Here is a 22,610-nt window from a genome sequence, read left to right on the forward strand (position 1 = left end):
AAGGGCAGATGCACGTGCACGTGCCTGCCGTGTCAGCTTTCATCAGGTTTCCTGCCGATATCTTCCTCTCATCTGGTCCATCGGCTTCCCAAGTGCTTTCCATTTCCGTAACCGAACGAGTACAGGGTGGAGTGTTTTGGTGGCAGAATCCCGCACTTGGGGTTAGGGCATGCTCCACGCTGTACTGAAGAACCGGAGGGCCGACACGTGCGGACGGACACGTTGGGCAACAGACAGAGACCGATGGAAGGGGAGGGGCGGAGTCGTGACCGCTGGCGAGTCGTGGGCGCAGGGCCCGGGTGGCGGGTCCGTGGTGCGGCGCATCCTGTTGGGTTCGCAGCTGCGGAGACTGCGCGAATCGCGAGGCATCACCCGTGAGGCGGCCGGCTATTCGATCCGCGCTTCAGAATCGAAGATCAGCCGCATGGAGTTGGGACGTGTGAGTTTCAAGGCGAGGGACGTCGAGGACCTGCTGACCCTCTACGGGGTGGCCGACGAGACGGAGCGGGAAGCGCTGCTCGCCCTGGTCAAGGAGGCCAACGTGGCCGGCTGGTGGCAGCGGTACGGCGACGTGCTGCCCGGCTGGTTTCAGACATATGTGGGACTGGAGGCCGCGGCCTCGCTCATCCGCATCTACGAGGTCCAGTTCGTCCACGGTCTGCTCCAGACCGAGTCGTACGCCCACGCCGTCGTCACCCGCGGCACCCCGGATGCTCCCAAGGACGACGTCGACCGACGGGTCGCCCTGCGCCTGGAGCGCCAGAAGGTGCTCGTCTCCGAGCGCGCACCGCATCTGCACGCCGTCCTCGACGAGGCGGCGCTGCGCCGGCCGTACGGCGACCGCGCCGTGATGCAGGGGCAGTTGAAGCACCTCATCGAGATCTCGGAGATGCCGAACGTCACGCTCCAGGTGATGCCCTTCAGCTTCGGCGGGCACTCCGGGGAGAGCGGCGCCTTCACCCTGCTGCGGTTCCCCGAGTCGGACGTCTCCGACATCGTCTATCTGGAACAGCTGACCAGCGCGCTGTACCTGGACAAGCGCGAGGAGGTCGCCCAGTACGAGCGGGCGCTGCACCGACTCCAGGAGGACAGCCCGGACTCTGCGGAGAGCCGGGACGTGTTGCGGGGGCTGCTCCAGCTCACCTGAACCCGGATCCCCGGATCCCCGGATCCCTGAACCGCTGTCCCTGATCCTCTGATCCCCGTATCCCACTCGATCGAGCCGGTCGTCACGGCTCGCCAGACCGTCGGCGGGTGCCCTCGCCCTCCGGCACCGGTCGCACTCCCGGCCACCGAGCCCCGCATCACGCCGCGGGTCGCCACCCCCCAAACCGCCGGGTCACCGCCGCAGTGTCCTTCCCTGCGCCGTCAGCCGCCCCTTCCGCCTCGCCCCTTCCGCCTCGGGCCTGCCGTCCCGGCCCTCCCGCCGGTCTCGACGCCCGGGAAACCCCTGGCGGAACGCCGTCCTCCGGCCCTCCGCCGCACGACGGACAGGTCTGGTCCACCGCAGTTTTTATCGCCGTGGTCTACTCCAACTTGATTAAAGCGCCCGTATAGTGACGTCACATCAGCACCGCACCAGTCATGCGCTTCCGAGGCAACTGAGGGATAAGGAATCGGATCACCATGTCCTTGTTCACCGAGCTGGCCCACCAGTACATCGACGGCGAGTGGAGGCCCGGGAGCGGCTCCTGGGACATCATCGACTTCAATCCGTTCAACGGTGAGAAGCTCGCCTCGATCCCCGTCGCCACGGCGGCCGAGGTGGACCAGGCGTATCGCGCTGCCGAGCGTGCGCAGGTGGCATGGGGCGAGAGTAATCCGTACGCCCGACGGGCGGTCTTCGAGAAGGCGCTGCGCATCATCGAGGAGCGCGAGGCCGAGATCACCGAGGCGATCATCGCCGAGCTGGGCGGGACCCACATCAAGGCCGGCTTCGAGCTGCACCTGGCGAAGGAGTTCCTGCGCGAGGCGATCCAGCTCGCACTGCGGCCGGAGGGCCGGATCCTCCCCTCGCCCGTCGACGGCAAGGAGAACCGGGTCTACCGGCTGCCGGTGGGCGTGGTCGGGGTCATCAGCCCCTTCAACTTCCCCTTCCTCCTCTCGATCAAGTCGGTCGCGCCGTCGCTGGCGCTCGGCAACGCGGTCGTCCTCAAGCCCCACCAGAACACGCCGATCTGCGGCGGTTCGCTGGTCGGCAAGGTCTTCGAGGACGCGGGCCTACCGCCCGGGCTGCTGAACGTGGTGATCACCGACATCGCGGAGATCGGCGACGCGCTGATCGAGCACCCGGTGCCGAAGGCGATCTCCTTCACCGGCTCGGACAAGGTCGGACAGCACGTCGCCACCGTGTGCGCGGCCAACTTCAAGCGCGCCATCCTGGAGTTGGGCGGCAACAGCGCGCTGATCGTGCTCGACGACGCCGACGTGGACTACGCGGTCGACGCCGCCGTCTTCAGCCGCTTCGTCCACCAGGGCCAGGTGTGCATGGCGGCCAACCGAGTGCTGGTCGCGCGCAGCGTCGAGCAGGAGTTCACGGAGAAGTTCGTGGCCAAGGTGCGGACGCTGAAGGTGGGCGACCCTGCCGACCCCACCACCCACATCGGCCCCCTCATCAACTCCCGCCAGGCCGACGCCGTCACCTCGCTGGTGGACCAGACGCTCGCGGCCGGCGCGACCGCGCTGCTGCACGGCGGCTCGGAGGGCAACCTCGTCGAGCCGTCCGTGCTCACGGGCATCGCGACGGACTCGCCGGTGCTCGGGCAGGAGATCTTCGGACCGGTGGCGCTGATCGTGCCGTTCGACGGGGACGACGACGCGGTGCGGATCGCCAACGACACCCCGTACGGGCTGAGCGGCGCGGTGCACACGGCGGACATCGAGCGCGGGGTGGCCCTCGCGAAGCGGATCAACACCGGCATGATCCACATCAACGACTCCACCGTGCACGACGAGCCGATCGTCCCGTTCGGCGGCGAGAAGCACTCCGGCAGCGGTCGCCTGAACGGCGAGTCGATGATCGAAGCGTTCACCACCCAGAAGTGGATCTCGGTCCAGCACGGCCGGTCGCAGTTCCCCTTCTGACCGGCAGGGCCGATCGGGCTGGCCGGGGCCGGTTCGGCCGGTTGACGTAGTACGCCGTGATGCTGCGGGACCCGCCCCGAGGGGGCGACGAGTCCCGCAGCGGTGTTTTCGGGACTTCGCGATGCGGGACGTCGGGACGACCGTCAGGTGTTCGCCGAACAGAAGGCGATGGCCTGCGCGAAGAAGTAGTCCTCGCCGCCCGGGTTGTGGAACTGCACCTGCCACGAGTCGTGCTGGGCGGCCTGGCTGAAGGCGAACGACATCACGGGCACGATGAACTGGTTCGAGCCGAGCACCCAGCCCCCGGCGGCGGCCTGCTGTCCTGCGGGACACCTGGCGCTACTGGCGGCGAACCCGAACGCGGGTACGGTCACTCGGTTGCCGCGGATCTCCTGGATGATCTTCTTGCCGGCAACGTGCTGTTGGGCGTTCGGCGCGGCGGCCGGCGCGACGGTCTTCGACTCCGGCGGGGTGGCTGCGGCCGGTGCGGTGATGCCGACGGCCAGGGCGAGGGCGGCGCCGGCGGCGAGGCCGGCCGTCATCCGTCTGCCGCGCCGGGCGCGGCCGTTCGAGCGCCCGGAACGCATCCCTTCGGTGGGGTGAGGACTCATCAATCTGCTCCTTGGTGAACTGCTCCTCGATGAACCGGAGCCCGGAGCGGGCCCCGTGCCGCCAGCGTCGCCCCACGGCCCGCGCAGCGCGCGCCATGAGTCGTCCAACCAGCCCAAGCGATCAGTGGATTGGAGCAGCGCACTGGGCCGAGAGCGGTGCACCCGGAGTGGAGCAGGGGGCTGGGGGAGTGGGTGCGCGGGCGAGAGCGGCGCTCTCGGTACGGAGCAGGGTGCGCGGGCGAGAGCGGCGCTCTCGGTACGGAGCAGGGTGCGCGGGCGAGAGCGGCGCTCTCGGTACGGAGCAGGGTGCGGGAACGGGAGCGGTGCTCTCGCGTGAGCGCGGCGCACCACAACCAGAGCACTGCTCTCTCGCCGGAGCACTGCACACGCCGTGGAGCGGGCGTCGCCGCGACCCGACCCAGTCCGACCCGACCTGACCCGACCCCGCCCACCCCGTCCCTTTAGGACAGATCCTGGCCTAGATGGTCCGTAGCGTTTGCGGTGCCGGTGGGAGGGCGAAAGCCTCTCCTTGACGCGGCTGCTCGCTTGGCTCTCCTGTCACGTTCGGAAGGCGGACACCATGGTCACCCACGTTCCCGCGGAAGCCCACGGAGACGAGCGCGGTGCGCTCCTCGGCTTCGTGGAGGCGCAGCGCGGTGCGTTGCGGCGTTCGGTCATCGGGCTGAGTGAGGAGCAGGCCGCGAGTCGGCCGAGCGCCAGCGAGCTGTCCCTGTCCGGGTTGGTGAAGCACGCCGCCGGTGCCGAAGTGGGCTGGCTGCGCCTCGCCCAGCAGCGCGGGGACGAGCACCGGCCCACCGAGGACACCTGGCGCGACAGCTTCCGGCTGGTCGGGGACGAGACCGTGTCCGGCGTGCTGGCGTTCTGGGACGGGGTCGCCGCGGAGACCGCGGAGTTCATCGCGTCGGTGCCGAGCCTGGACGACACGTTCCCGTTGCCCGACGAGCCCTGGTTCCCCAAGGAGGGCAGGGTCTCGATGCGGTGGTTCCTGCTGCACCTGATCGAGGAGTTGGGGCGGCACGCCGGGCACGCCGACGTCATCCGGGAGACGCTGGACGGGAAGGTCGCCTTCGACCTGGTGGCGCTGGAGCACGAGGAGGGCGCGGGGCGCGCGGAGGGTTCCGCGGCGGCGTAAGGCCGTGTCGTACGAACAGTGGGGCGGACGGGGAGAGACCCGTCCGCCCCACTGGCGTCCGTACCCGAAGGCACTCGCGGGCGCCGCGCCCACGGGCACCCGCACCCGCAGGCGCCCGCCCGCACCCGTCCGTCGCTACTCCGTCAGCTCGGCGAGCCTCGTCAGCGCGTCCTGCGCGCCTGCCCGCTCCTCGTCGGTCAGCGGCACCCCCGCCGCCCGCGTCAGCAGTTCCTGCGCCAGCCCCGCCTCGCCCTGCCGCTGCGCGACGTCGCCCCGCAGCACCAGCAGCCGCAGCAACTGCACCGGGGTGGGCCCGGCCTCCGTCTCCCCTTCGCCGTCGGCCCGCTCCAAGGCCCGGTCGATGATCCGCGCGGCGCCCGGCAGGTCCTCCTTGGAGTCCGCGTACAGCTCCGCCTGGTGCAGCGCCCGCGCGTACCGCTCCTTGGGCGCGGGGGAGTGGTGCTGGTCCTCGCTGATCTGCTGGCCGATGCGCAGCGAGTTCCCGGTCGGGTCGGTGACCAGGAACTGGCGCACGCCGTAGCTCATGTCCTTCAGCGGCCCGATGCGGGGCAGTCCCCGGCTCGGGATCCTGCCGTACGCCGCCTTCAGCCCGGCCCGGAAGGCGGTGTGCAGCGCGTCCACGTCGTCCGTGAGGACGTAGCAGCCGGAGTACGAGGACGCCGGATCGTACTCCTTGAGTCCGTAGAACTGGAGCTCGACGTCGCCGCGCTCCACGACGGCGTACGCGTACGGCTTGTCCTGGCGGAAGGTCGTGGTGAATCCGAGGGCGGTGTAGAACTCGACCACCGCGGGGAGGAGCGTCGACTGACACGGGAGCAGCGGAATCGTCTTCTCGGCCATAGACTGACCCTAGTCAAAATTGAATAGATTAGTCAAAGTTGAAGAGCCTCTTGAGGTCGAGGGCTCGGGGAGAGGTGTCAGGTCATGTCAGCGATCCGCTTGCTGGTTCTCGGGGCGGTGCGTCAGCACGGGCGCGCCCACGGCTACCAGGTCCGCAACGACCTGGAGTACTGGGGCGCCCACGAGTGGTCCAACGCCAAGCCCGGCTCGATCTATCACGCCCTCAAGCAGATGGCGAAGCAGGGGCTGCTGATCGCCCACGAGGTCGCGCCGTCGACGGCCGGCGGCCCGCCCCGTACGGAGTACGAGGTCACCGACGAGGGCGCCACGGAGTTCTTCCGGCTGCTGCGCGAGGCCCTGGTCGACTGGGAGGAGCAGAAGCAGGAGTCGCTGACCGCGGCCATCGGCTTCATCGTCGAGCTGGAGCGCGCCGAGGCCGTGGCGCTGCTGCGCAAGCGCATCGAGATGATGGAGGGCTGGCGGTCCTCGGTGGTCGAGTACTACGACCCCGCCCAGGGCCCCGGCCAGTTCGGGCACATCGGCGAGATCATGAACTTCTGGCTGGCCTCCGCCGACTTCGGCAAGGAGTGGACCCTCGGCCTGATCGAGCGCATCGAGGCCGGTGCGTACACCTTCAAGGGCGAGGGGGAACCCTTCGTCGGCGTGCTCGGCGAGGGTGACGAGAACCCCTACGCGACGGGCGTGCCGCACGAAGGCGACCGCGAGTAGTCGGCCCCGGCGCCGAGGAGCCCGTCCGCGGTCTCCTCCCTGGCCTCCTATTCAAGTTTGACTAGAACCCCTTCGGGTGGCTACGGTGTGCGCCGCTGGTCAAGTTTGACTACTCGATCGGTGCGGCCCGCAGCCTGCCGGAAGGACGGACGACGAATGACAGACGACGTGATCACCGTCGAGGGAGTGCGCAAGAGGTACGGGGACAAGCAGGCCCTCGACGGCCTGGACCTCACGGTCGCCCGCGGCACCGTCCACGGCGTCCTCGGTCCCAACGGCGCCGGCAAGACCACCGCCGTCCGCATCATGAGCACCCTGCTGCGCCACGACGCGGGCACCGTGCGCGTCGCCGGCCACGACGTGCGCACCGACGTCGCCGCCGTACGCCGTCGGATCGGGCTCCTCGGTCAGCACGCGGCGCTGGACGAGGAGCTGGGCGGCCGGCAGAACCTGGAGATGTTCGGCCGCCTCCACCACCTCGGCGCGCGCCGGGCCGGCGCGCGGGCGGACGAACTGCTGGAGCGGTTCGGCCTCGCCGACACCGGCGACAAGGCGGTCAAGAAGTACAGCGGCGGCATGCGCCGCCGGCTCGACCTGGCCGCGTCCCTGATCACCGACCCGGACGTGCTGTTCCTGGACGAGCCCACCACCGGGCTCGACCCACGCGGCCGGTCGGAGGTGTGGGAAGCGGTCCGTTCCCTGGTCGGCGGCGGTACGACCGTCCTGCTGACCACCCAGTACCTGGAGGAGGCCGATCAACTCGCCGACCGCATCAGCGTCATCGACTCCGGCCGCGTGATCGCCGAGGGCACCGCCGACGAACTCAAGGCCAAGCTCGGCGGCGACCGCATCGACGTCGTCCTGCGCGACGCCGCCGACCTGGCCGTCCTCGCTGCCCTGCTGCCCTTCAGCGCCGACCTGACCCTCGACGAGGACCGCCGGCTGCTGAGCGCGCCCGTCCCCGACCGGATGGCCGCGCTCACCGACGTCGTACGGGCCCTGCAACAGGCGTCGCTCGACGCCGAGGACATCACGGTCCGCCGCCCCACGCTCGACGAGGTGTTCCTGCACCTCACCAAGGAGGTCACCGCATGACGTCGACGTCGATGTTCCTGAGCGACTCCTGGACCATGACCAGGCGCGAACTCGCCCGCTGGGCCCGGATGCCGTGGCAGGTGGTGATCGCGCTCGTCTTCCCGGTGATGATGCTCTTCGTCTTCGCCTACCTCATGGGCGGCGGGCGGGGCATCCAGGGGGACTACCTGACGTATCTGATGCCCGGGATCCTCGCCCTGACGGTCGCCTTCGGGCTCGAATCGACGATGACGTACGTCACGCAGGACCTCAACAGGGGCGTCATCGACCGGTTCCGCTCGCTCCCGATGGCCGACTCCGCGGTCCTGGTCGGCCGCAGCCTCGCCGACATGCTGGAGTCGACGGTGTCGCTGCTGCTCCTGGCGGGCATCGGGCTCGCGCTCGGCTGGAGCTGGGACGGGGGCGCGCCCGCGTTCGCCGCCGGCCTCGGGCTGCTCCTGCTGATGCGCTTCGCGATGCTCTGGATCGGCATCCACCTGGCGATGGTGGCGGGGCGCCCGGAGCTGATCCAGGCGGTCCAGATCCTCGTCTGGCCCGTCAGCTTCCTGTCCACCGCCTTCGCCTCGCCCGACTCGATGCCCGGCTGGCTCGGCGCGGCCGTCGAGTGGAACCCGCTGTCCGCGACGGCGAACGCCGTACGGGACCTGGGCGGGCTGCCCGTGGGCGGCTCCTGGCCCGCGGACCACGCGGTGCTGCTCGCCGTCGTCTGGCCGTTGGTCCTGCTGGCGACCTTCTTCCCGCTGGCGGTCGGCCGGTTCCGCAGGCTCAGCCAGTAGCCGGCCGGCCCGCTCGGCGGCCGTGGGCCCCGGATACGCTGGATCGGTCCGGATCCCCCGACCGAGGGATCCGCGTGTCCGGGGGAAACGGGGAGCCAAGGGGATGGAAGAGCTGGTGGGCGCGGTCGTGCGGGCCGCGGGATGGGTCGGCCGCGGGGCGGTCGAACTCATCGATTGGCTGGACCTGTTCGAGGGCGACGACGACAAGGACGAGCCCCGGAAGAAGCGCACCCGCACGCCCCAGCGCCGGCTCGCCGAGGAGGAAGTGCGGGCGGCCGAGCAGGAGCACGGCGTCACCTTCCCCGCCGAGTACCGCGCGTATCTGCTCCACCCCCACCCCCCGGGCCCGGTCAACGCACTGGAGCGCACCGACGGCCGCTGGCGCTGGGACGACGCCGACAAGACCCGGTACGGGCTGCTCGACATCGACTTCCCGCACCCCGACTCCTACCGGCAGACCCTGGCGGAGCAGGCCGAACGGGAGCCCGCCGAGACCGACTTCCCCTCCGCCGACGACCACCGGGAGGCCGTCGAGCGGTGGAAGGCGGAGGCCGAGCCGTTCGAGCACCGGCGCACGGCCGGTGCCGTGGTGCTCAGGGACGAGGGGTACGGGCTGGCGACGCTGCTGGTGGTCACCGGAGCGCACCGGGGCACCATGTGGCTCGACGCGCGGGGGATCGGCGGCGCGGTCCTTCCGCTGGAGCGGGACGGCGGGTCCGTCGGGTTCGAGCGGTGGCTGAAGGAGCTGGTGACGGCCCACGACGGTACGGGCGACGGCGACCCCGCCCCCGACCCCGGCAGCGGTGAGGCCGAAGGGCGCCCTGCCCCGCACCCGTAAACCGTGAACCCGCACCCCGCCTCCCGCATCCCGTACGGCTCAGTGGTGGAAGGCCGTCGTCTTCGTCGCGTCGCCGGAGAGCGGGCCCGGCTGGCGCCGTAGCTCCGGCAACAGCCGGTCCAGGTCCTCCACCAGCAGCTCCGCCAGGTCCGCCGAGAACCCGTTGCGGACCACCAGCCGCAGCACCGCCAGGTCCTCGCGGTTCTTCGGGAAGGTGTACGCGGGCACCAGCCAGCCCTGCTCCCGCAGCCGCCGCGACACGTCGAAGACGTCGAACGCGCGCACCCCGGGCGCCGTCGTCACCGCGAACACCGGCAGTTGGTCCCCGCGGGTCAACAGCCGGAACTCGTCGTACTCCCCGAACTTCCGTGCCAGCCCCGTCGCGATGTCCCGCGCCGACTGCTGCACCGCCCGGTAGCCGTCCCGCCCCAGCCGGAGGAAGGTGTAGTACTGCGCGACGACCTGCGCGCCCGGCCGGGAGAAGTTCAGGGCGAACGTCGGCATGTCGCCGCCCAGGTAGTTCACCCGGAAGACCAGCTCGTCCGGCAGCTCGGCGGCCGACCGCCACAGCGCCCATCCGACGCCCGGGTACACCAGCCCGTACTTGTGCCCCGACGTGTTGATCGACGAGACGCGGGGCAGGCGGAAGTCCCACACCAGGTCCTCGTCGAGGAACGGCGCGACCATCGCGCCCGACGCGCCGTCGACGTGGACCGGGACGTCGAGACCGGTGCGCTCCTGGAGCGCGTCCAGCGCCGCGCACACCTCGGCGACCGGCTCGTACGACCCGTCGAAGGTGGAGCCGAGCACGGCGACGACGCCGATGGTGTTCTCGTCGCACAGCTCCGCCGCGGCCTGCGGATCCAGGTGGAAGCGTTCGCCCTCCATGGGCACCAGCCGCGGTTCCACTTCCCAGAAGGTGCAGAACTTGTCCCAACAGACCTGCACGTTGACGCCCATGACGAGATTGGGGCGGGCGGTCGACGGATAGCGGTCGGCGTTCCGCTTCGCCCAGCGGCGCTTGAGCGCCATGCCGGCCAGCATGCACGCCTCGCTGGACCCGGTGGTCGAACAGCCCACCGCCGCGACCGGGTCCGGCGCGTGCCACAGGTCCGCCAGCATCGCCACGCACCGCCGCTCCAACTCGGCCGTGCGCGGGTACTCGTCCTTGTCGATCATGTTCTTGTCGCGGCACTCGTCCATCAGGACGCCCGCCTGGGGCTCCATCCAGGTGGTGACGAACGTGGCGAGGTTCAGCCGGGAGTTGCCGTCGAGCATCAGCTCGTCGTGGACCAGTCGGTACGCGGTCATCGGCGGCAACGGCCCGTCCGGCAGCCGGTGCGTGGGCGGCGCCTCCTCCATGCCGCTGACCGGGTTGGCCTCCCCGTAGAAGGGGTTCAACGACAGCCTGCGCCGCTCGCGGTCGCGTCGTTCGTCCCGGCCCGTGGGGTCCGCGCCCTGGTGGAGTGGCATCCGCTGTCGCCGCCTTCCGCGTCCGTGCCGCCCCCCGGCCCGGGCCGTGCCCGGGCCCGTCGCCGTGTGCCCAGGCTCGTACGGGCCGCGGCACCTCGCAACGCGAGCGCGGCACGTGCGGCGCTCGCGTCGCACGGCGCACGGGGGCGCCCGGCTTCGTACCAGTGCCGTCACAGCGCGGCCTGCGGGAGCCGCAGGAGCGGGGCCCGGCGCCGATGCGTTGATAGCTTGGGGAGACGGCCGGTCGAGCGCACCGCCCCTTCGACCGCAGGCCGTTCGCCTCCGTCCGTTCCCACTTCTCCCAGGAGCCCGGACCTCGTGACTACCCTTGCGCTCGGACCGAGCTGGCTCGACCCGGACCATCTGATCGGCACCTTCGGCCTCATCGGCGTCCTGGTCATCGTCTTCGCCGAGTCCGGCCTGCTCATCGGCTTCTTCCTGCCGGGTGACTCCCTGCTCTTCACCACCGGCCTGCTGGTCACCAGCGGCACGCTGGACACCCTGCCCCTGTGGGCGGTGTGCGTGCTGATCGTCCTCGCGGCGGTCGCCGGCGACCAGGTCGGCTACCTCTTCGGGCGCAAGGTCGGGCCCGCGCTCTTCAAGAAGCCCGACTCGCGGTTCTTCAAGCAGGAGAACGTGGAGAAGGCGCACGTCTTCTTCGAGAAGTACGGGCCCAAGTCGCTGGTCCTCGCGCGCTTCGTGCCCATCGTGCGGACGTTCACCCCGATCATCGCCGGGGTCAGCCGGATGAACTACCGCTCGTTCGTCACGTACAACATCGTCGGCGGCGTCCTGTGGGGCGCGGGCGTCACCCTGCTGGGCGCGGCCCTCGGGAACGTGGAGTTCGTCCACCAGAACATCGAGGCGATCCTGATCCTGATCGTGCTGCTCTCGGTGCTGCCGATCGTGATCGAGCTGCTGCGGGCCCGCTCGCAGCGGAAGAAGCAGGCCCGCACGGGCGGCGGCGAGGGCGACGGGCCGGGCGCGGCGCTCCAGGGCGGGGGACTCCAGGGCGGGGGATCGGCGCCGGCGCCGTTCGACGCCGGGTCCGCGGCCGAAGGGCAGGACCCGCGCGAGCGGCACGCCAAGCGCTGAGCCGTACGCGTCCGACGTACGTCTGACGCCCATCTGACATGCGCGCCGGGAGCCGCGTCCCACGACACGGGGACGCGGCTCCTGCGCTGTGCCTCAGAAGCCGCGGGTGCGCTTCGCCGCCTTGCGGCGCAGCGCCGGCCCCGACAACCCGCCCGCCACCGGCGGCACCCGCAGGAACAGCCGGGACAGCTCGCTCCCCAGGTTCACCCCGATCGCGATCGCCAGCGCCAGCGCCGCCGCCTTCGACAGCGACGCCAGACCGGCGTTCAGCTCGCCCCGGGAGATCGACAGCAGCGCGAAGTACGTGGCGCTACCGGGCAGCAGCGGGCCGATCGCAGCGGTGATGTACGGCAGCGCCGACGCGTGCTGCGCCCGCGCCAGCATCTGCCCGAACAGGCCCACCAGCCCCGCCGCCACCGCGGTCGCCGCGACCGCCGGGATGTCCGCGGTGAGCGCCAGCGCCCCGTACACCGACCAGCCGATGCCGCCGTTCAGGGTGACCAGCAGCACGGTCTCCCGGTCCTGCTGGAGCAGTACAGCGAAGCAGAGCGCGAGCCCCATCGCGGCCAGCAGCTGCACCTCGGGGCGTTCCACGGTGTGCAGGGCGGTCTCCGGCGTCAGCGCGGCGCCCAGCGCGATCCCCAGGTAGAGCACGCTCAGCACGCCGGTGACGATCCCGACGACCAGATAGCCCACTTCCAGCAGCCGTGCCGCGGCAGTGATGTAGAAGCCGGTGAGGCCGTCCTGCACGCCGGCGACCAGCGCCCGCCCGGGGATCAGCGCGAACAGCCCACCGGTGATGACCGCGGAGGCGCGGACGTCCAGCGGGGACAGCGACAGCGCCACGCCCATCGCCGCGGGCGGCATCGCCGCCGCCACGAACTGGTAGAACTCCGGCAGCCCGCGCCCGGCGCACAGCCACGCCAGCCGGTCGCCCGCCATCGCCCCGATCGCCGCCGCCAGGAACACCAGGTAGTCGCCGCCGACCAGCACGGACGCGGAGCCGGCGAGCAGTCCGCCGGCGACGGTCAGCGCCCAGGTGGGGAAGGGGTGCCGGTTGCGGCGGATCTCTGCGAGCCTGCGGTACGCCTCCTCCAGCGTGACCTCGGTCTCCGGCGAGCTGATGTCGTGGACCAGCCGGAAGACCGCGGCCAGTCGGGTGTAGTCGGTGCCTCGGCGGCGTACGGTCCGGTTCGCCGTCACCGGGTCGTCCACCAGGGACGGCTGGTACGTGATCGACAGCAGGGTGAAGGTGACCGTCGGCTCGCAGCGGTCCAGGCCGTACGAGTGGGAGATCGCGAACATCGCCGCCTCGACGTCCTCCGCGCCCTCGCCGCCCGCGAGCAGCAGCTCGCCGATGCGCAGGGTCAGGTCCAGCACGCGCGGCACCGCGGGGCCGGTGTCGTCGTGCCGCTGCACGATCTCCGGCACGGGCCGTTCGCCGACCGGCAAGCGCAGCATCGTGCGCATCCGGTCCTGCCAGGGCGCGTCTTTGGTCAGCTTGATCTGCGGCAGGCCCTCGGCGGGGGTGAACGCGGTGGGCGAATCGCGGAACCGGTAGGTCGACGGCAGGGCGAAGGCGGAGCCCTCGGTCTCCGGCTGGGCCGGCTCGGCGACGCCGTCGGGGACCGCGAACTCCGACGTCGCCTGGTCCTCCTCGACGGCGTCGGGCGGGGCGACCCCGTCCGGGACGGCGAACTCGGAGGAGGGGTGCTCGTCCGCGGGCACGTCGGGGCGCGGAGCGGGGGAGCGCGGCAGGTATCCGCCGCGGACCTCGTCCGACCGGGGCTTCGCGTCCTGCGGCTCGCCCTGCGGCTGCTGCGGTTCGTGCCGGGACGTGCCCGGGGCCTCGTCCTGCGGCTCGTCCCGGGACCCGTCCCGTGGTGCGTGCTGCGGCTCGTCCCGGGACCCGTCCCGTGGTGCGTGCTGCGGGTCGGGCTCCTCCGGGTCCGCTGCCTCCTCCGCCACCATCTCCTGCTCGCTCCCCTGCCGTCTTGTTGTCCGTGTCCCATCAGATCGGTGACTCGATCAGTATGTGCGGCGACGCGCGTGCGTACGACTTCGTGTCCGCGCCTGCCCCGCCCGCGCCGGTGGAACACCTCCGGCCGGAGGAGCCGGCCGGGAACGCACTGCGGGCGGGGCACCCCCGTGGGGTGTCCCGCCCGCAGAACGGCGTCTAGCGCCTTGTCTTGGGCTCAGTGGCCGCCGTGCGCCTCGAAGCGCTTGTACGACGCCTCGATCTCGGCCTCCGCCTCGGTGCGGCCGACCCAGTCAGCGCCCTCGACGGACTTGCCGGGCTCCAGGTCCTTGTAGACCTCGAAGAAGTGCTGGATCTCCAGGCGGTCGAACTCCGAGACGTGGTGGATGTCGCGCAGGTGCTCCACCCGCGGGTCCGACGCCGGAACGCAGAGCAGCTTGTCGTCGCCGCCCGCCTCGTCCGTCATCCGGAACATGCCGATGGCACGGCACTTGATCAGGCAACCGGGGAAGGTCGGCTCGTCCAGAATGACCAGGGCGTCCAACGGGTCGCCGTCCTCGCCGAGGGTGTTCTCGACGAATCCGTAGTCGGCCGGGTAACTGGTCGAGGTGAAGAGTCGACGGTCCAGACGGATCCGACCCGTCTCGTGGTCCACCTCGTACTTGTTCCGCGAACCCTTCGGGATCTCGATGGTGACGTCGAACTCCACGGGTGGCTCCTCCAAGATCAACACTTATGGCAGGTACGTCAGGGTGATGCTGTGCCCAGCTGTGCCCGTCCGGGGGATCCCGGACCCCCGGGCGGTGGGCAATCGCCTCCGATCGGGGTGCCATGCTCGCGGCAAGACGCAGTTCTGGTGATTAAGTGTCCCTCACGCACGTGTGTGATCGCGAAAGGGGCTGGTGCCGGGTGCGACAACTCGGAACCTGGCAGCTCACGACGGGTGCCGCCGTCCTGGGGCTGGCCCTCGCCGCCGGCGCCGTCACCGCGGCCGGCCCGTGGGACTCCGGCCAGCGCACCGCCGAGCGCACCTGGGCCGCGGAGAGCGACCGCGGCCCCGACGGCACCCGGCGCGGGGGAGTCGACGAGGGGCCCGCGCCGGCGCCGAGCGCCCCCGCCGTGCTCTCCGCGCTGGGTACGGCGCCGGACGACGCGGTCGGCCGGGGCGAGGTCGGCGGCGGCGCGACCGACACCCTCGCCCGCGAACTCGACCCGCTGCTGCGCGCCCCCGGCCTCGGGAAGCAGCGCGCCGCCTCCGTCGTGGACGTCGCCACCGGGCGGGAGCTGTACGGCGCGGAGGCGACCCGCGCCATGACCCCCGCCTCCACCGTCAAGATCGCCACCGCGGCGGCGGCGCTCTCCGCGCTCGGCCCGCACCACCGCGTCCCCACCACCGTCGTCGCCTCGAAGGACGCCCGCACCCTCACCCTCGTCGGCGGCGGGGACGCCACGCTCGACCGCGCCCGACTGCGCACCCTCGCCGACCGCACCGCGTCCGACCTGCGCTCCCGCAAGGTCACCGCCGTGCGCCTGGGCTACGACACCTCCCGCTACCGAGGCCCCGACCTCCACCCCATCGGCGTGAACGGCAACCTCGCCAAGGTCACCCCGCTGATGGTCGACCAGGGCCGGGTCGACCCCAGGTCCACCGGGTCCGCGGAACGCGTCGCCGACCCCGCGGGCGAGGCGGCCGGCGCGTTCGCGGCGCTGCTGGGGGAGCGGGGCGTACGGATCGAGGGCGCGCCGGCGCACGGGCGCCCGCCCGCCGGCGCGAAGCCGCTCTCCACGGTGCTCTCCGCACCGCTGTCCGCGGTCGTCGAGCGCATGCTGACCACCAGCGACAACGACATCGCCGAGTCGCTCGCCCGGCACACCGCGGTCGCCCTGCGCGAGGAGGCGAGCTTCGCGGGCGCGGGGCGGGCGGTGCAGAAGCAACTCACCGTGCTGAAGGTCCCGTTGACCGGGGCGCACTTCGCGGACGGCAGCGGGCTGGACCGCGCGGGCCGGGTCACCGCGCGCCTGCTCACGTCCCTCCTCGCCCGCGCCGCGGAGCCTACCCACCCCGGCCTGCGCCCGGTCCTCACCGGCCTCCCGGTCGCCGGCTTCACCGGCACGCTGGAGTCCCGCTACCGGGAGGCGGCGTCCCCCGCGACGGGCGTCGTCCGCGCGAAGACGGGCACGCTGACGGGCGTGAACGCCCTCTCGGGCACGGCGGTCACCCCCACCGGCCGCGTCCTGGCTTTCGCCTTCCTGGCCTCTGACACCGCGTCCCCCGAGGAAGCGCAACGAGCCCTCGACGCCCTGGCCACGTCCCTGACGACGTAGCTGCGGCTGCGACCACCCGCCGTACCCCCGCGGGAGCGTATTGGTCTCCACCGGCCGGTGGAGGGTTGCTCGCGCAGTTCCCCGCGCCCCTGAAACCCCCGTTCGTCTGCGGACCGTGGGTGGTTGTTCGTGCAGTTCCTCTCCCAGCGCCCCAAAGGCCCGCGCCCGCGCTGCATCCCTGTGCGAGCTGGGCGACTGCGGGCAACCCAGGGGCGCGGGGAACCGCGCGACAAGCCACCCACCGGCCGGTGGAGACCAAACGCTCCCGCAGCGGCACGGCGAGTGCGTCCCCCAAGCGCGCGCACCCCCTCCGCGGGGGACCACGTACCGTTGACGCATGACGAGCATCGGTGGAGCCGAGATGGTCGACTGGAACCTCGCCGTCGCGACCGCGACCCGCTTCGTGCGGCCCGGCCCCGACGTGAGCAAGGACGAGGCCCGCGCGGTCGTCGCCGAGCTGCGGCGGCACGCCAAGGCGTCCGAGGAGCATGTCCGGGGCTTCACCCGGATGATCCCCGACGGGCACGAACCCGAGGACACCCCCGTCCTCGTCGTGGACCGCGCCGGCTGGATCAGGGCGAACGTCGCCGGCTTCCGCCAGTTGCTCAAGCCGCTGCTGGAGAAGATGCAGGACCGCCGCCCCGGCGGCCCCACCGGCGCCGTCCTCGGTGCCGTCGGCGGCAAGGTGACCGGCGTGGAGCTGGGCATGCTGCTGTCGTTCCTCGCCTCACGCGTACTCGGCCAGTACGAGACCTTCGCCCCGCCCACCCGCGAGCTGCCCGCCGGCAACGGCGGCGGACGCCTGCTGCTCGTCGCGCCCAACATCGTCCACGTCGAGCGCGAGCTGGACGTGGATCCGCACGACTTCCGCCTCTGGGTCAGCCTCCACGAGGAGACCCACCGCACCCAGTTCACCGGCGTGCCCTGGCTCCGGGACCACCTGGAGGGCGAGATCCAGTCGTTCCTCGACCAGACCGAGGTCGACCCCATGACCGTCCTGGAGCGGCTGCGCGAGGCCGCCCAGTCGCTGTCGGGGGCCCGCCCGGAGGGCGAGGAGAACGAGAGCGGGAACTCCCTCGTCGAACTGGTGCAGACGCCGGCCCAGCGGGAGATCCTGGGCCGGCTCACCGCGGTGATGTCCCTCCTGGAGGGCCACGCGGACTTCGTCATGGACGGCGTCGGCCCCGCCGTCGTGCCGTCCGTCGCCGAGATCCGGGAGAAGTTCCAGCAGCGCCGGGCCCGCGGGGCGAGCAGACTGGACCTGGCGCTGCGCAAGCTGCTGGGCCTCGACGCCAAGCTGCGGCAGTACCGCGACGGCGAGCGGTTCGTGCGCGCCGTCGTCGAGGAGGTCGGCATGGACGGCTTCAACCGCGTCTGGACGTCCCCGAACACCCTCCCCACCAAGGCGGAGATCGCCAAACCGGCGGACTGGGTGGCGCGGGTGCACCGCCGGACGGAACCGTGAGCGTGCCGCGCGCCCCGGGGGGCGTACGCCGTCCAGGTGGGCGGGAGACGGCCCCCTGGACGGCACAGCATCACCCGTCCGAGGGACCGTAGGCGTTGGGATAGGCGTGCAATGCTCGGGGAACGGCTCGCTTCTGTCACCATCGACGCACTCTGAGTGACGACGTCCGAGCCACGCAGAGGCCCCTGAAAGAACCTCTCCACGAAGGGCACCGACATGGGTCCCCATCCTGCGGTTGCGGCGATACGCCTGGCGGTCCGCCGCGTCCTCCACGACCTCCTGACCGAGTACGCCGAACTCGCCGACCACGCGGCCCCCGCCGCGCAGACCGGACAACCGGCAGTCCCCGCCGGCCGCCCCGAGGCCGGCCGCCCCGAACGGGCCGTACGCCCCGGCCGGACCGCTCCCGCCGCCCGGCACCGCGATGCGAACGCCGCGAGCGCCACCAGCGCCGCCCCCGCCCCGCCCCGCCCCGCCACCGCTTTCATCCCCTCCGCAGCGCGCCACGTCGGCGGCCACCACGCCGCTCGCGTCCCCCTCGTCCTCGTGGCCTGCTCCGGCGGGGCCGACTCCATGGCCCTCGCCTCCGCCCTCGCCTTCGAGGCCCCCAAACTCCACATCCGCGCCGGCGGCATCACCGTCGACCACGGCCTCCAGGACGGTTCCGACCTGCGCGCCGCCGAGGTCGCCGGGCGCCTCGCCGCGATGGGGCTCGACCCCGTCGAGGCCGTCTCCGTGAGCGTCGGCCGCGACGGCGGACCCGAGGCCGCGGCCCGCGACGCCCGTTACGCCGCGCTCGACGCCGCCGCCGAACGGCACGGCGCCGTCGCCGTCCTGCTCGGCCACACCCGCGACGACCAGGCCGAGACCGTGCTGCTGGGCCTCGCCCGCGGCTCCGGCATCCGCTCGCTGTCCGGCATGGCCGCCGTCTCCGGCGCCCACCGCCGCTACCGCCGCCCCTTCCTGGAGATCGACCGACAGACCGCCCGCAAGGCGTGCATGGTCCAGGCGCTGCCCGTCTGGGACGACCCGCACAACGCCGACCCCGCGTACACCCGCTCCCGACTGCGCCACGAGGGCCTGCCCGCCCTGGAGAAGGCGCTGGGCAAGGGCGTCGTCGAGGCCCTTGCGCGGACCGCACAGCTCTCCCGCGACGACGCCGACGCCCTCGACGCCTGGGCGGCCGACGCGGACTCCGCCGTACGGGACGACGCCGGCGAGTTGGAGTGCGCCAAGCTCCACGCGCTGCCGCCCGCGGTGCGCCGCCGAGTGCTGCGGCGGGCCGTGATCGACGCCGGCTCGCCCGCGGGTTCGCTCTTCGCCCGTCACGTCGAGGAGGTCGACCGGCTGATCACCGGCTGGCGCGGCCAGGGAGCCATCAATCTGCCGGGCCGCGTCGAGGCGCGGCGGCAGGGTGGCAGACTTGTCATTCGGCAAGCCTGACCCGGGCCCCCGGCGAGAGAAAGCGACCGCGTGAACGAGAAGGACATGGGCACCGACCTGCACTCGGTGCTCATCACCAAGGAAGAGATCGACGCGAAGCTGGCGGAGCTGGCGGCGAAGATCGACGCGGAGTACGCGGGCAAGGACCTGCTGCTCGTCGGGGTCCTCAAGGGCGCCGTCATGGTGATGGCGGACCTGGCGCGTGCCCTGTCCAGCCCCGTCACGATGGACTGGATGGCCGTCTCGTCGTACGGCGCGGGCACCCAGTCCTCCGGCGTCGTGCGGATCCTCAAGGACCTGGACACCGACATCAAGGGCCGCCACGTCCTGATCGTCGAGGACATCATCGACTCCGGGCTGACGCTGTCCTGGCTGCTGTCCAACCTGGGCTCGCGCGAGCCGGCGTCCATCGAGGTGTGCACCCTGCTGCGTAAGCCGGATGCCGCAAAGGTCTCGATCGACGTGAAGTGGATCGGCTTCGACATCCCGAACGAGTTCGTCGTCGGCTACGGCCTGGACTACGCCGAGAAGTACCGCAACCTCCCCTTCGTGGGCACGCTCGCGCCGCACGTCTACGGGGGCTGACCCCGCACGGGGCGACCCGGGCGCGGGGCGGGAACCAAGCGGGACCTCCCACCGTTGATGCAGGGGAGGACAGGTTTGTCGACCGTACCGTTCGGTCACGGTTGTCAAGCTGAGGTACCGTCCGAAGAACAGTCTTTTCTCACAGCAGCACTTACCTACGGGCAGGAGGAACGGGGCGAATCCGCCCCGTATGGATGGACGTGAAGCGATACTTCCGTGGGCCGGTCATGTGGATCGTGCTGGCCGTCCTTGCCGTGGTCGTGGTGATGCAGGTCGTCGGCTCCTCGGGCGGCTACAAGACGGTTGACACCGGCCAGGTCATTCAGGCGATCGACAAGAACCAGGCCGAACAAGTCAAGCTGACCACCGGCGACGACCAGATCATCAAGGTCGAGCTCAAGGACGGCCAGAAGATCAAGGGCAGCTCCAAGATCCAGGCGAGCTACATCGGCACCCAGGGCGCCGACCTCGCCGACAAGCTGCAGCAGAAGTTCGAGGCCGGCGACATCGAGAAGGGCTACACGGTCTCGCCGTCCAAGCAGAGCCCGTTCCTGTCGATCCTGCTGTCGCTGCTGCCGTTCGTGCTGATCGTGCTGGTCTTCCTGTTCCTGATGAACCAGATGCAGGGCGGCGGCTCCCGAGTGATGAACTTCGGGAAGTCCAAGGCCAAGCTGATCACCAAGGACACCCCGAAGACCACCTTCGCCGACGTGGCGGGGTCGGACGAGGCCGTCGAGGAACTCCACGAGATCAAGGAGTTCCTCCAGGAGCCGGCCAAGTTCCAGGCGGTCGGCGCCAAGATCCCCAAGGGCGTGCTGCTGTACGGCCCGCCCGGTACGGGCAAGACGCTGCTCGCGCGCGCCGTCGCGGGCGAGGCGGGCGTCCCGTTCTACTCGATCTCCGGCTCCGACTTCGTCGAGATGTTCGTGGGTGTCGGTGCCTCCCGGGTCCGTGACCTCTTCGAGCAGGCCAAGGCGAACGCCCCCGCGATCGTCTTCGTCGACGAGATCGACGCCGTCGGTCGCCACCGCGGCGCCGGCCTCGGCGGCGGCCACGACGAGCGCGAGCAGACGCTGAACCAGCTCCTGGTGGAGATGGACGGCTTCGACGTCAAGGGCGGCGTCATCCTGATCGCGGCGACCAACCGCCCCGACATCCTCGACCCCGCCCTGCTGCGTCCCGGCCGCTTCGACCGCCAGATCGCGGTCGACCGCCCCGACATGCAGGGCCGGCTGGAGATCCTCAAGGTCCATCAGAAGGGCAAGCCGGTCGCCCCGGACGTGGACCTGGGCGCGGTCGCCCGGCGCACGCCCGGCTTCACCGGCGCCGACCTGTCGAACGTGCTGAACGAAGCCGCGCTGCTCACCGCGCGCAGCGACAAGAAGCTCATCGACAACCACTCGCTGGACGAGGCGATCGACCGGGTGGTCGCGGGCCCGCAGAAGCGGACCCGGATCATGTCGGACAAGGAGAAGAAGATCACCGCGTACCACGAGGGCGGTCACGCCCTGGTCGCGGCGGCCTCGCCGAACTCCGACCCGGTCCACAAGATCACGATCCTCTCCCGCGGCCGGGCCCTCGGTTACACGATGGTCCTGCCCGACGAGGACAAGTACTCCACCACGCGCAACGAAATGCTGGACCAGCTCGCGTACATGCTCGGCGGTCGCGCCGCCGAGGAGCTGGTCTTCCACGACCCGACCACCGGCGCTGCGAACGACATCGAGAAGGCCACCACCACGGCCCGCGCGATGGTCACGCAGTACGGCATGACGGAGCGCCTGGGCGCGATCAAGTTCGGCGGCGACAACACCGAGCCCTTCCTGGGCCGGGAGATGGCGCACCAGCGGGACTACTCGGAGGAAGTCGCCGCGCTCGTCGACGAGGAGGTCAAGAAGCTCATCGAGACCGCCCACAACGAAGCGTGGGAGATCCTCGTCGAGAACCGCGACGTCCTGGACAACCTCGTCCTCCAGCTCCTGGAGCGGGAGACGCTGGGCAAGGAGGAGATCGCCGAGATCTTCGCCCCCATCGTCAAGCGTCCGGCCCGCCCCGCGTGGACCGGCTCCGCCCGCCGCACCCCCTCGACCCGTCCGCCGGTCCTCTCCCCCAAGGAGCTGGCCCTGACGAACGGCGCCGCGGGAGCGAACGGCACCACGCCGACGGACACCCCCGTCCCCGGCATCGAGGTCGCACCGGAGGAGCGCCCGGAGACCACCTGACGGTGTCTCCCGCGTCACACCCCCGACGGGATGGCTGCCGCGTCCCCCCAGGTTTTAGCCTGGGGGGACGCGGCATTCGTATGACCGCATCCGGACGACGCATGCGGACGACCGCGCGGAGCAAGAGGAACGAGGCACAGATGACCGACCCGGTGACGTTGGACGGCGAGGGCTCCATCGGGGAGTTCGACGAGAAGCGCGCGGAGAACGCGATCCGCGAGCTGCTCATCGCGGTCGGGGAGGACCCGGACCGCGAGGGGCTGCGGGAGACGCCGGCGCGGGTGGCCCGTGCGTACCGGGAGATCTTCTCCGGGCTCTGGCAGCGCCCTGAGGACGTGCTGACGACCACGTTCGACCTGGGCCACGACGAGATGGTGCTGGTCAAGGACATCGAGGTGATGAGTTCCTGCGAGCACCACCTGGTGCCGTTCGTGGGGGTCGCGCACGTGGGGTACATCCCGTCCACGGACGGGAAGATCACCGGCCTGTCGAAGCTGGCCCGCCTGGTCGACGTCTACGCGCGCCGCCCGCAGGTGCAGGAGCGCCTGACGACGCAGATCGCGGACTCCCTGATGGAGATCCTGGAGCCGCGGGGCGTGATCGTGGTGGTCGAGTGCGAGCACATGTGCATGACGATGCGGGGTGTCCGGAAGCCCGGCGCGAAGACGATCACCTCCGCGGTCCGGGGCCAGCTGCGGCACCCCGCGACGCGCAACGAGGCGATGAGCCTCATCATGGCCCGCTGACCCGTCCGGCCCGCGCCCCTGACCCAGATCCCCCGCCGCTGCGGCTGCGGGCGCGTTGGTCTCCACCGGCCCTGCCCCAAGGGCATCAATGCGTATCAGCAGGTCAACCACCCGGACCGGCTGACCGCCCC

Annotated in this window: 19 protein-coding genes; 14 read left to right on the plus strand and 5 right to left on the minus strand. The window is 71.3% G+C overall.

From position 1 onward, the window contains the following. Positions 1 to 265 precede the first annotated feature (265 nt). Positions 266 to 1,147 carry a helix-turn-helix transcriptional regulator gene (locus AB0E05_RS34445; protein WP_361971162.1) on the plus strand — a complete coding sequence of 294 codons (882 nt, stop codon included), beginning with the start codon at positions 266 to 268 and terminating at the stop codon, positions 1,145 to 1,147. Positions 1,148 to 1,626: 479 nt separating this feature from the next. Further along, positions 1,627 to 3,084, plus strand: a complete 1,458-nt coding sequence (locus AB0E05_RS34450) for an aldehyde dehydrogenase family protein (protein WP_361971164.1) — start codon at positions 1,627 to 1,629, stop codon at positions 3,082 to 3,084. Positions 3,085 to 3,227: 143 nt separating this feature from the next. Here AB0E05_RS34450 and AB0E05_RS34455 read toward each other — a convergent pair whose 3' ends face one another. Further along, positions 3,228 to 3,695, minus strand: a complete 468-nt coding sequence (locus AB0E05_RS34455) for a hypothetical protein (protein WP_361971166.1) — start codon at positions 3,693 to 3,695, stop codon at positions 3,228 to 3,230. 580 nt (positions 3,696 to 4,275) lie between these two features. Between AB0E05_RS34455 and AB0E05_RS34460 the strand changes: the two genes are divergently transcribed. Next, positions 4,276 to 4,848: a DinB family protein gene (locus AB0E05_RS34460; protein ID WP_361971167.1), complete on the plus strand. Its 573-nt coding sequence runs from the start codon at positions 4,276 to 4,278 to the stop codon at positions 4,846 to 4,848. Positions 4,849 to 4,983: 135 nt separating this feature from the next. Here the strand turns inward: AB0E05_RS34460 and AB0E05_RS34465 are convergent, their stop codons facing one another. After that, positions 4,984 to 5,709: a VOC family protein gene (locus AB0E05_RS34465; RefSeq protein WP_361971169.1), complete on the minus strand. Its 726-nt coding sequence runs from the start codon at positions 5,707 to 5,709 to the stop codon at positions 4,984 to 4,986. A gap of 84 nt (positions 5,710 to 5,793) precedes the next feature. Here AB0E05_RS34465 and AB0E05_RS34470 point away from each other — a divergent pair, with 84 nt between their 5' ends. The 4 genes from AB0E05_RS34470 to AB0E05_RS34485 all read left to right on the plus strand — a co-directional run bounded on the left by AB0E05_RS34470 (position 5,794) and on the right by AB0E05_RS34485 (position 9,147). Beyond that, positions 5,794 to 6,438: a PadR family transcriptional regulator gene (locus tag AB0E05_RS34470; protein WP_361971171.1), complete on the plus strand. Its 645-nt coding sequence runs from the start codon at positions 5,794 to 5,796 to the stop codon at positions 6,436 to 6,438. 156 nt (positions 6,439 to 6,594) lie between these two features. Next, positions 6,595 to 7,533 (plus strand): ATP-binding cassette domain-containing protein, encoded by a 939-nt coding sequence (locus tag AB0E05_RS34475; RefSeq protein WP_361971173.1) that lies wholly within the window; start codon positions 6,595 to 6,597, stop codon positions 7,531 to 7,533. Next, positions 7,530 to 8,309 (plus strand): ABC transporter permease, encoded by a 780-nt coding sequence (locus tag AB0E05_RS34480; protein WP_361971175.1) that lies wholly within the window; start codon positions 7,530 to 7,532, stop codon positions 8,307 to 8,309. Before AB0E05_RS34475 ends, AB0E05_RS34480 begins: the two co-directional genes overlap by 4 nt. A gap of 103 nt (positions 8,310 to 8,412) precedes the next feature. Beyond that, positions 8,413 to 9,147, plus strand: coding sequence for an SMI1/KNR4 family protein (locus AB0E05_RS34485; protein ID WP_361971177.1), 735 nt, complete (start codon positions 8,413 to 8,415; stop codon positions 9,145 to 9,147). A gap of 39 nt (positions 9,148 to 9,186) precedes the next feature. Here AB0E05_RS34485 and AB0E05_RS34490 read toward each other — a convergent pair whose 3' ends face one another. Beyond that, the gene (locus AB0E05_RS34490) at positions 9,187 to 10,620 is read right to left on the minus strand and encodes a glutamate decarboxylase (protein WP_361971179.1); all 1,434 of its coding nucleotides are present in this window, start codon (positions 10,618 to 10,620) and stop codon (positions 9,187 to 9,189) included. A 318-nt stretch (positions 10,621 to 10,938) separates the two neighbouring features. On the opposite strand from AB0E05_RS34490, the gene AB0E05_RS34495 reads away from it, so the two are divergent. After that, positions 10,939 to 11,715, plus strand: coding sequence for a DedA family protein (locus AB0E05_RS34495; protein WP_361971181.1), 777 nt, complete (start codon positions 10,939 to 10,941; stop codon positions 11,713 to 11,715). A 93-nt stretch (positions 11,716 to 11,808) separates the two neighbouring features. Here AB0E05_RS34495 and AB0E05_RS34500 read toward each other — a convergent pair whose 3' ends face one another. Next, positions 11,809 to 13,686: a threonine/serine exporter family protein gene (locus AB0E05_RS34500; protein WP_361971183.1), complete on the minus strand. Its 1,878-nt coding sequence runs from the start codon at positions 13,684 to 13,686 to the stop codon at positions 11,809 to 11,811. A 224-nt stretch (positions 13,687 to 13,910) separates the two neighbouring features. After that, positions 13,911 to 14,402: an inorganic diphosphatase gene (locus tag AB0E05_RS34505; protein ID WP_006347521.1), complete on the minus strand. Its 492-nt coding sequence runs from the start codon at positions 14,400 to 14,402 to the stop codon at positions 13,911 to 13,913. 200 nt (positions 14,403 to 14,602) lie between these two features. Here AB0E05_RS34505 and dacB point away from each other — a divergent pair, with 200 nt between their 5' ends. The 6 genes from dacB to folE all read left to right on the plus strand — a co-directional run bounded on the left by dacB (position 14,603) and on the right by folE (position 22,479). Then, positions 14,603 to 16,018 carry a D-alanyl-D-alanine carboxypeptidase/D-alanyl-D-alanine-endopeptidase gene (gene dacB, locus AB0E05_RS34510; protein ID WP_361971185.1) on the plus strand — a complete coding sequence of 472 codons (1,416 nt, stop codon included), beginning with the start codon at positions 14,603 to 14,605 and terminating at the stop codon, positions 16,016 to 16,018. 337 nt (positions 16,019 to 16,355) lie between these two features. Next, entirely contained in the window at positions 16,356 to 17,483 is a 1,128-nt protein-coding gene (locus AB0E05_RS34515; protein ID WP_361971187.1) for a zinc-dependent metalloprotease, read from the plus strand. Between the two features lie 216 nt (positions 17,484 to 17,699). Further along, positions 17,700 to 18,926 carry a tRNA lysidine(34) synthetase TilS gene (gene tilS / locus AB0E05_RS34520; RefSeq protein ID WP_361971189.1) on the plus strand — a complete coding sequence of 409 codons (1,227 nt, stop codon included), beginning with the start codon at positions 17,700 to 17,702 and terminating at the stop codon, positions 18,924 to 18,926. Between the two features lie 45 nt (positions 18,927 to 18,971). Continuing rightward, positions 18,972 to 19,511 (plus strand): hypoxanthine phosphoribosyltransferase, encoded by a 540-nt coding sequence (gene hpt, locus AB0E05_RS34525; RefSeq protein WP_361971196.1) that lies wholly within the window; start codon positions 18,972 to 18,974, stop codon positions 19,509 to 19,511. Between the two features lie 194 nt (positions 19,512 to 19,705). Then, positions 19,706 to 21,733, plus strand: coding sequence for an ATP-dependent zinc metalloprotease FtsH (gene ftsH / locus AB0E05_RS34530; RefSeq protein WP_361971191.1), 2,028 nt, complete (start codon positions 19,706 to 19,708; stop codon positions 21,731 to 21,733). Positions 21,734 to 21,873: 140 nt separating this feature from the next. Continuing rightward, complete coding sequence (folE, locus tag AB0E05_RS34535) at positions 21,874 to 22,479, plus strand: GTP cyclohydrolase I FolE (RefSeq protein ID WP_361971193.1); 606 nt, start codon at positions 21,874 to 21,876, stop codon at positions 22,477 to 22,479. Positions 22,480 to 22,610 lie beyond the last annotated feature (131 nt).

It is taken from the genome of Streptomyces sp. NPDC048057, assembly GCF_040653095.1.
Lineage (GTDB): Bacteria > Actinomycetota > Actinomycetes > Streptomycetales > Streptomycetaceae > Streptomyces.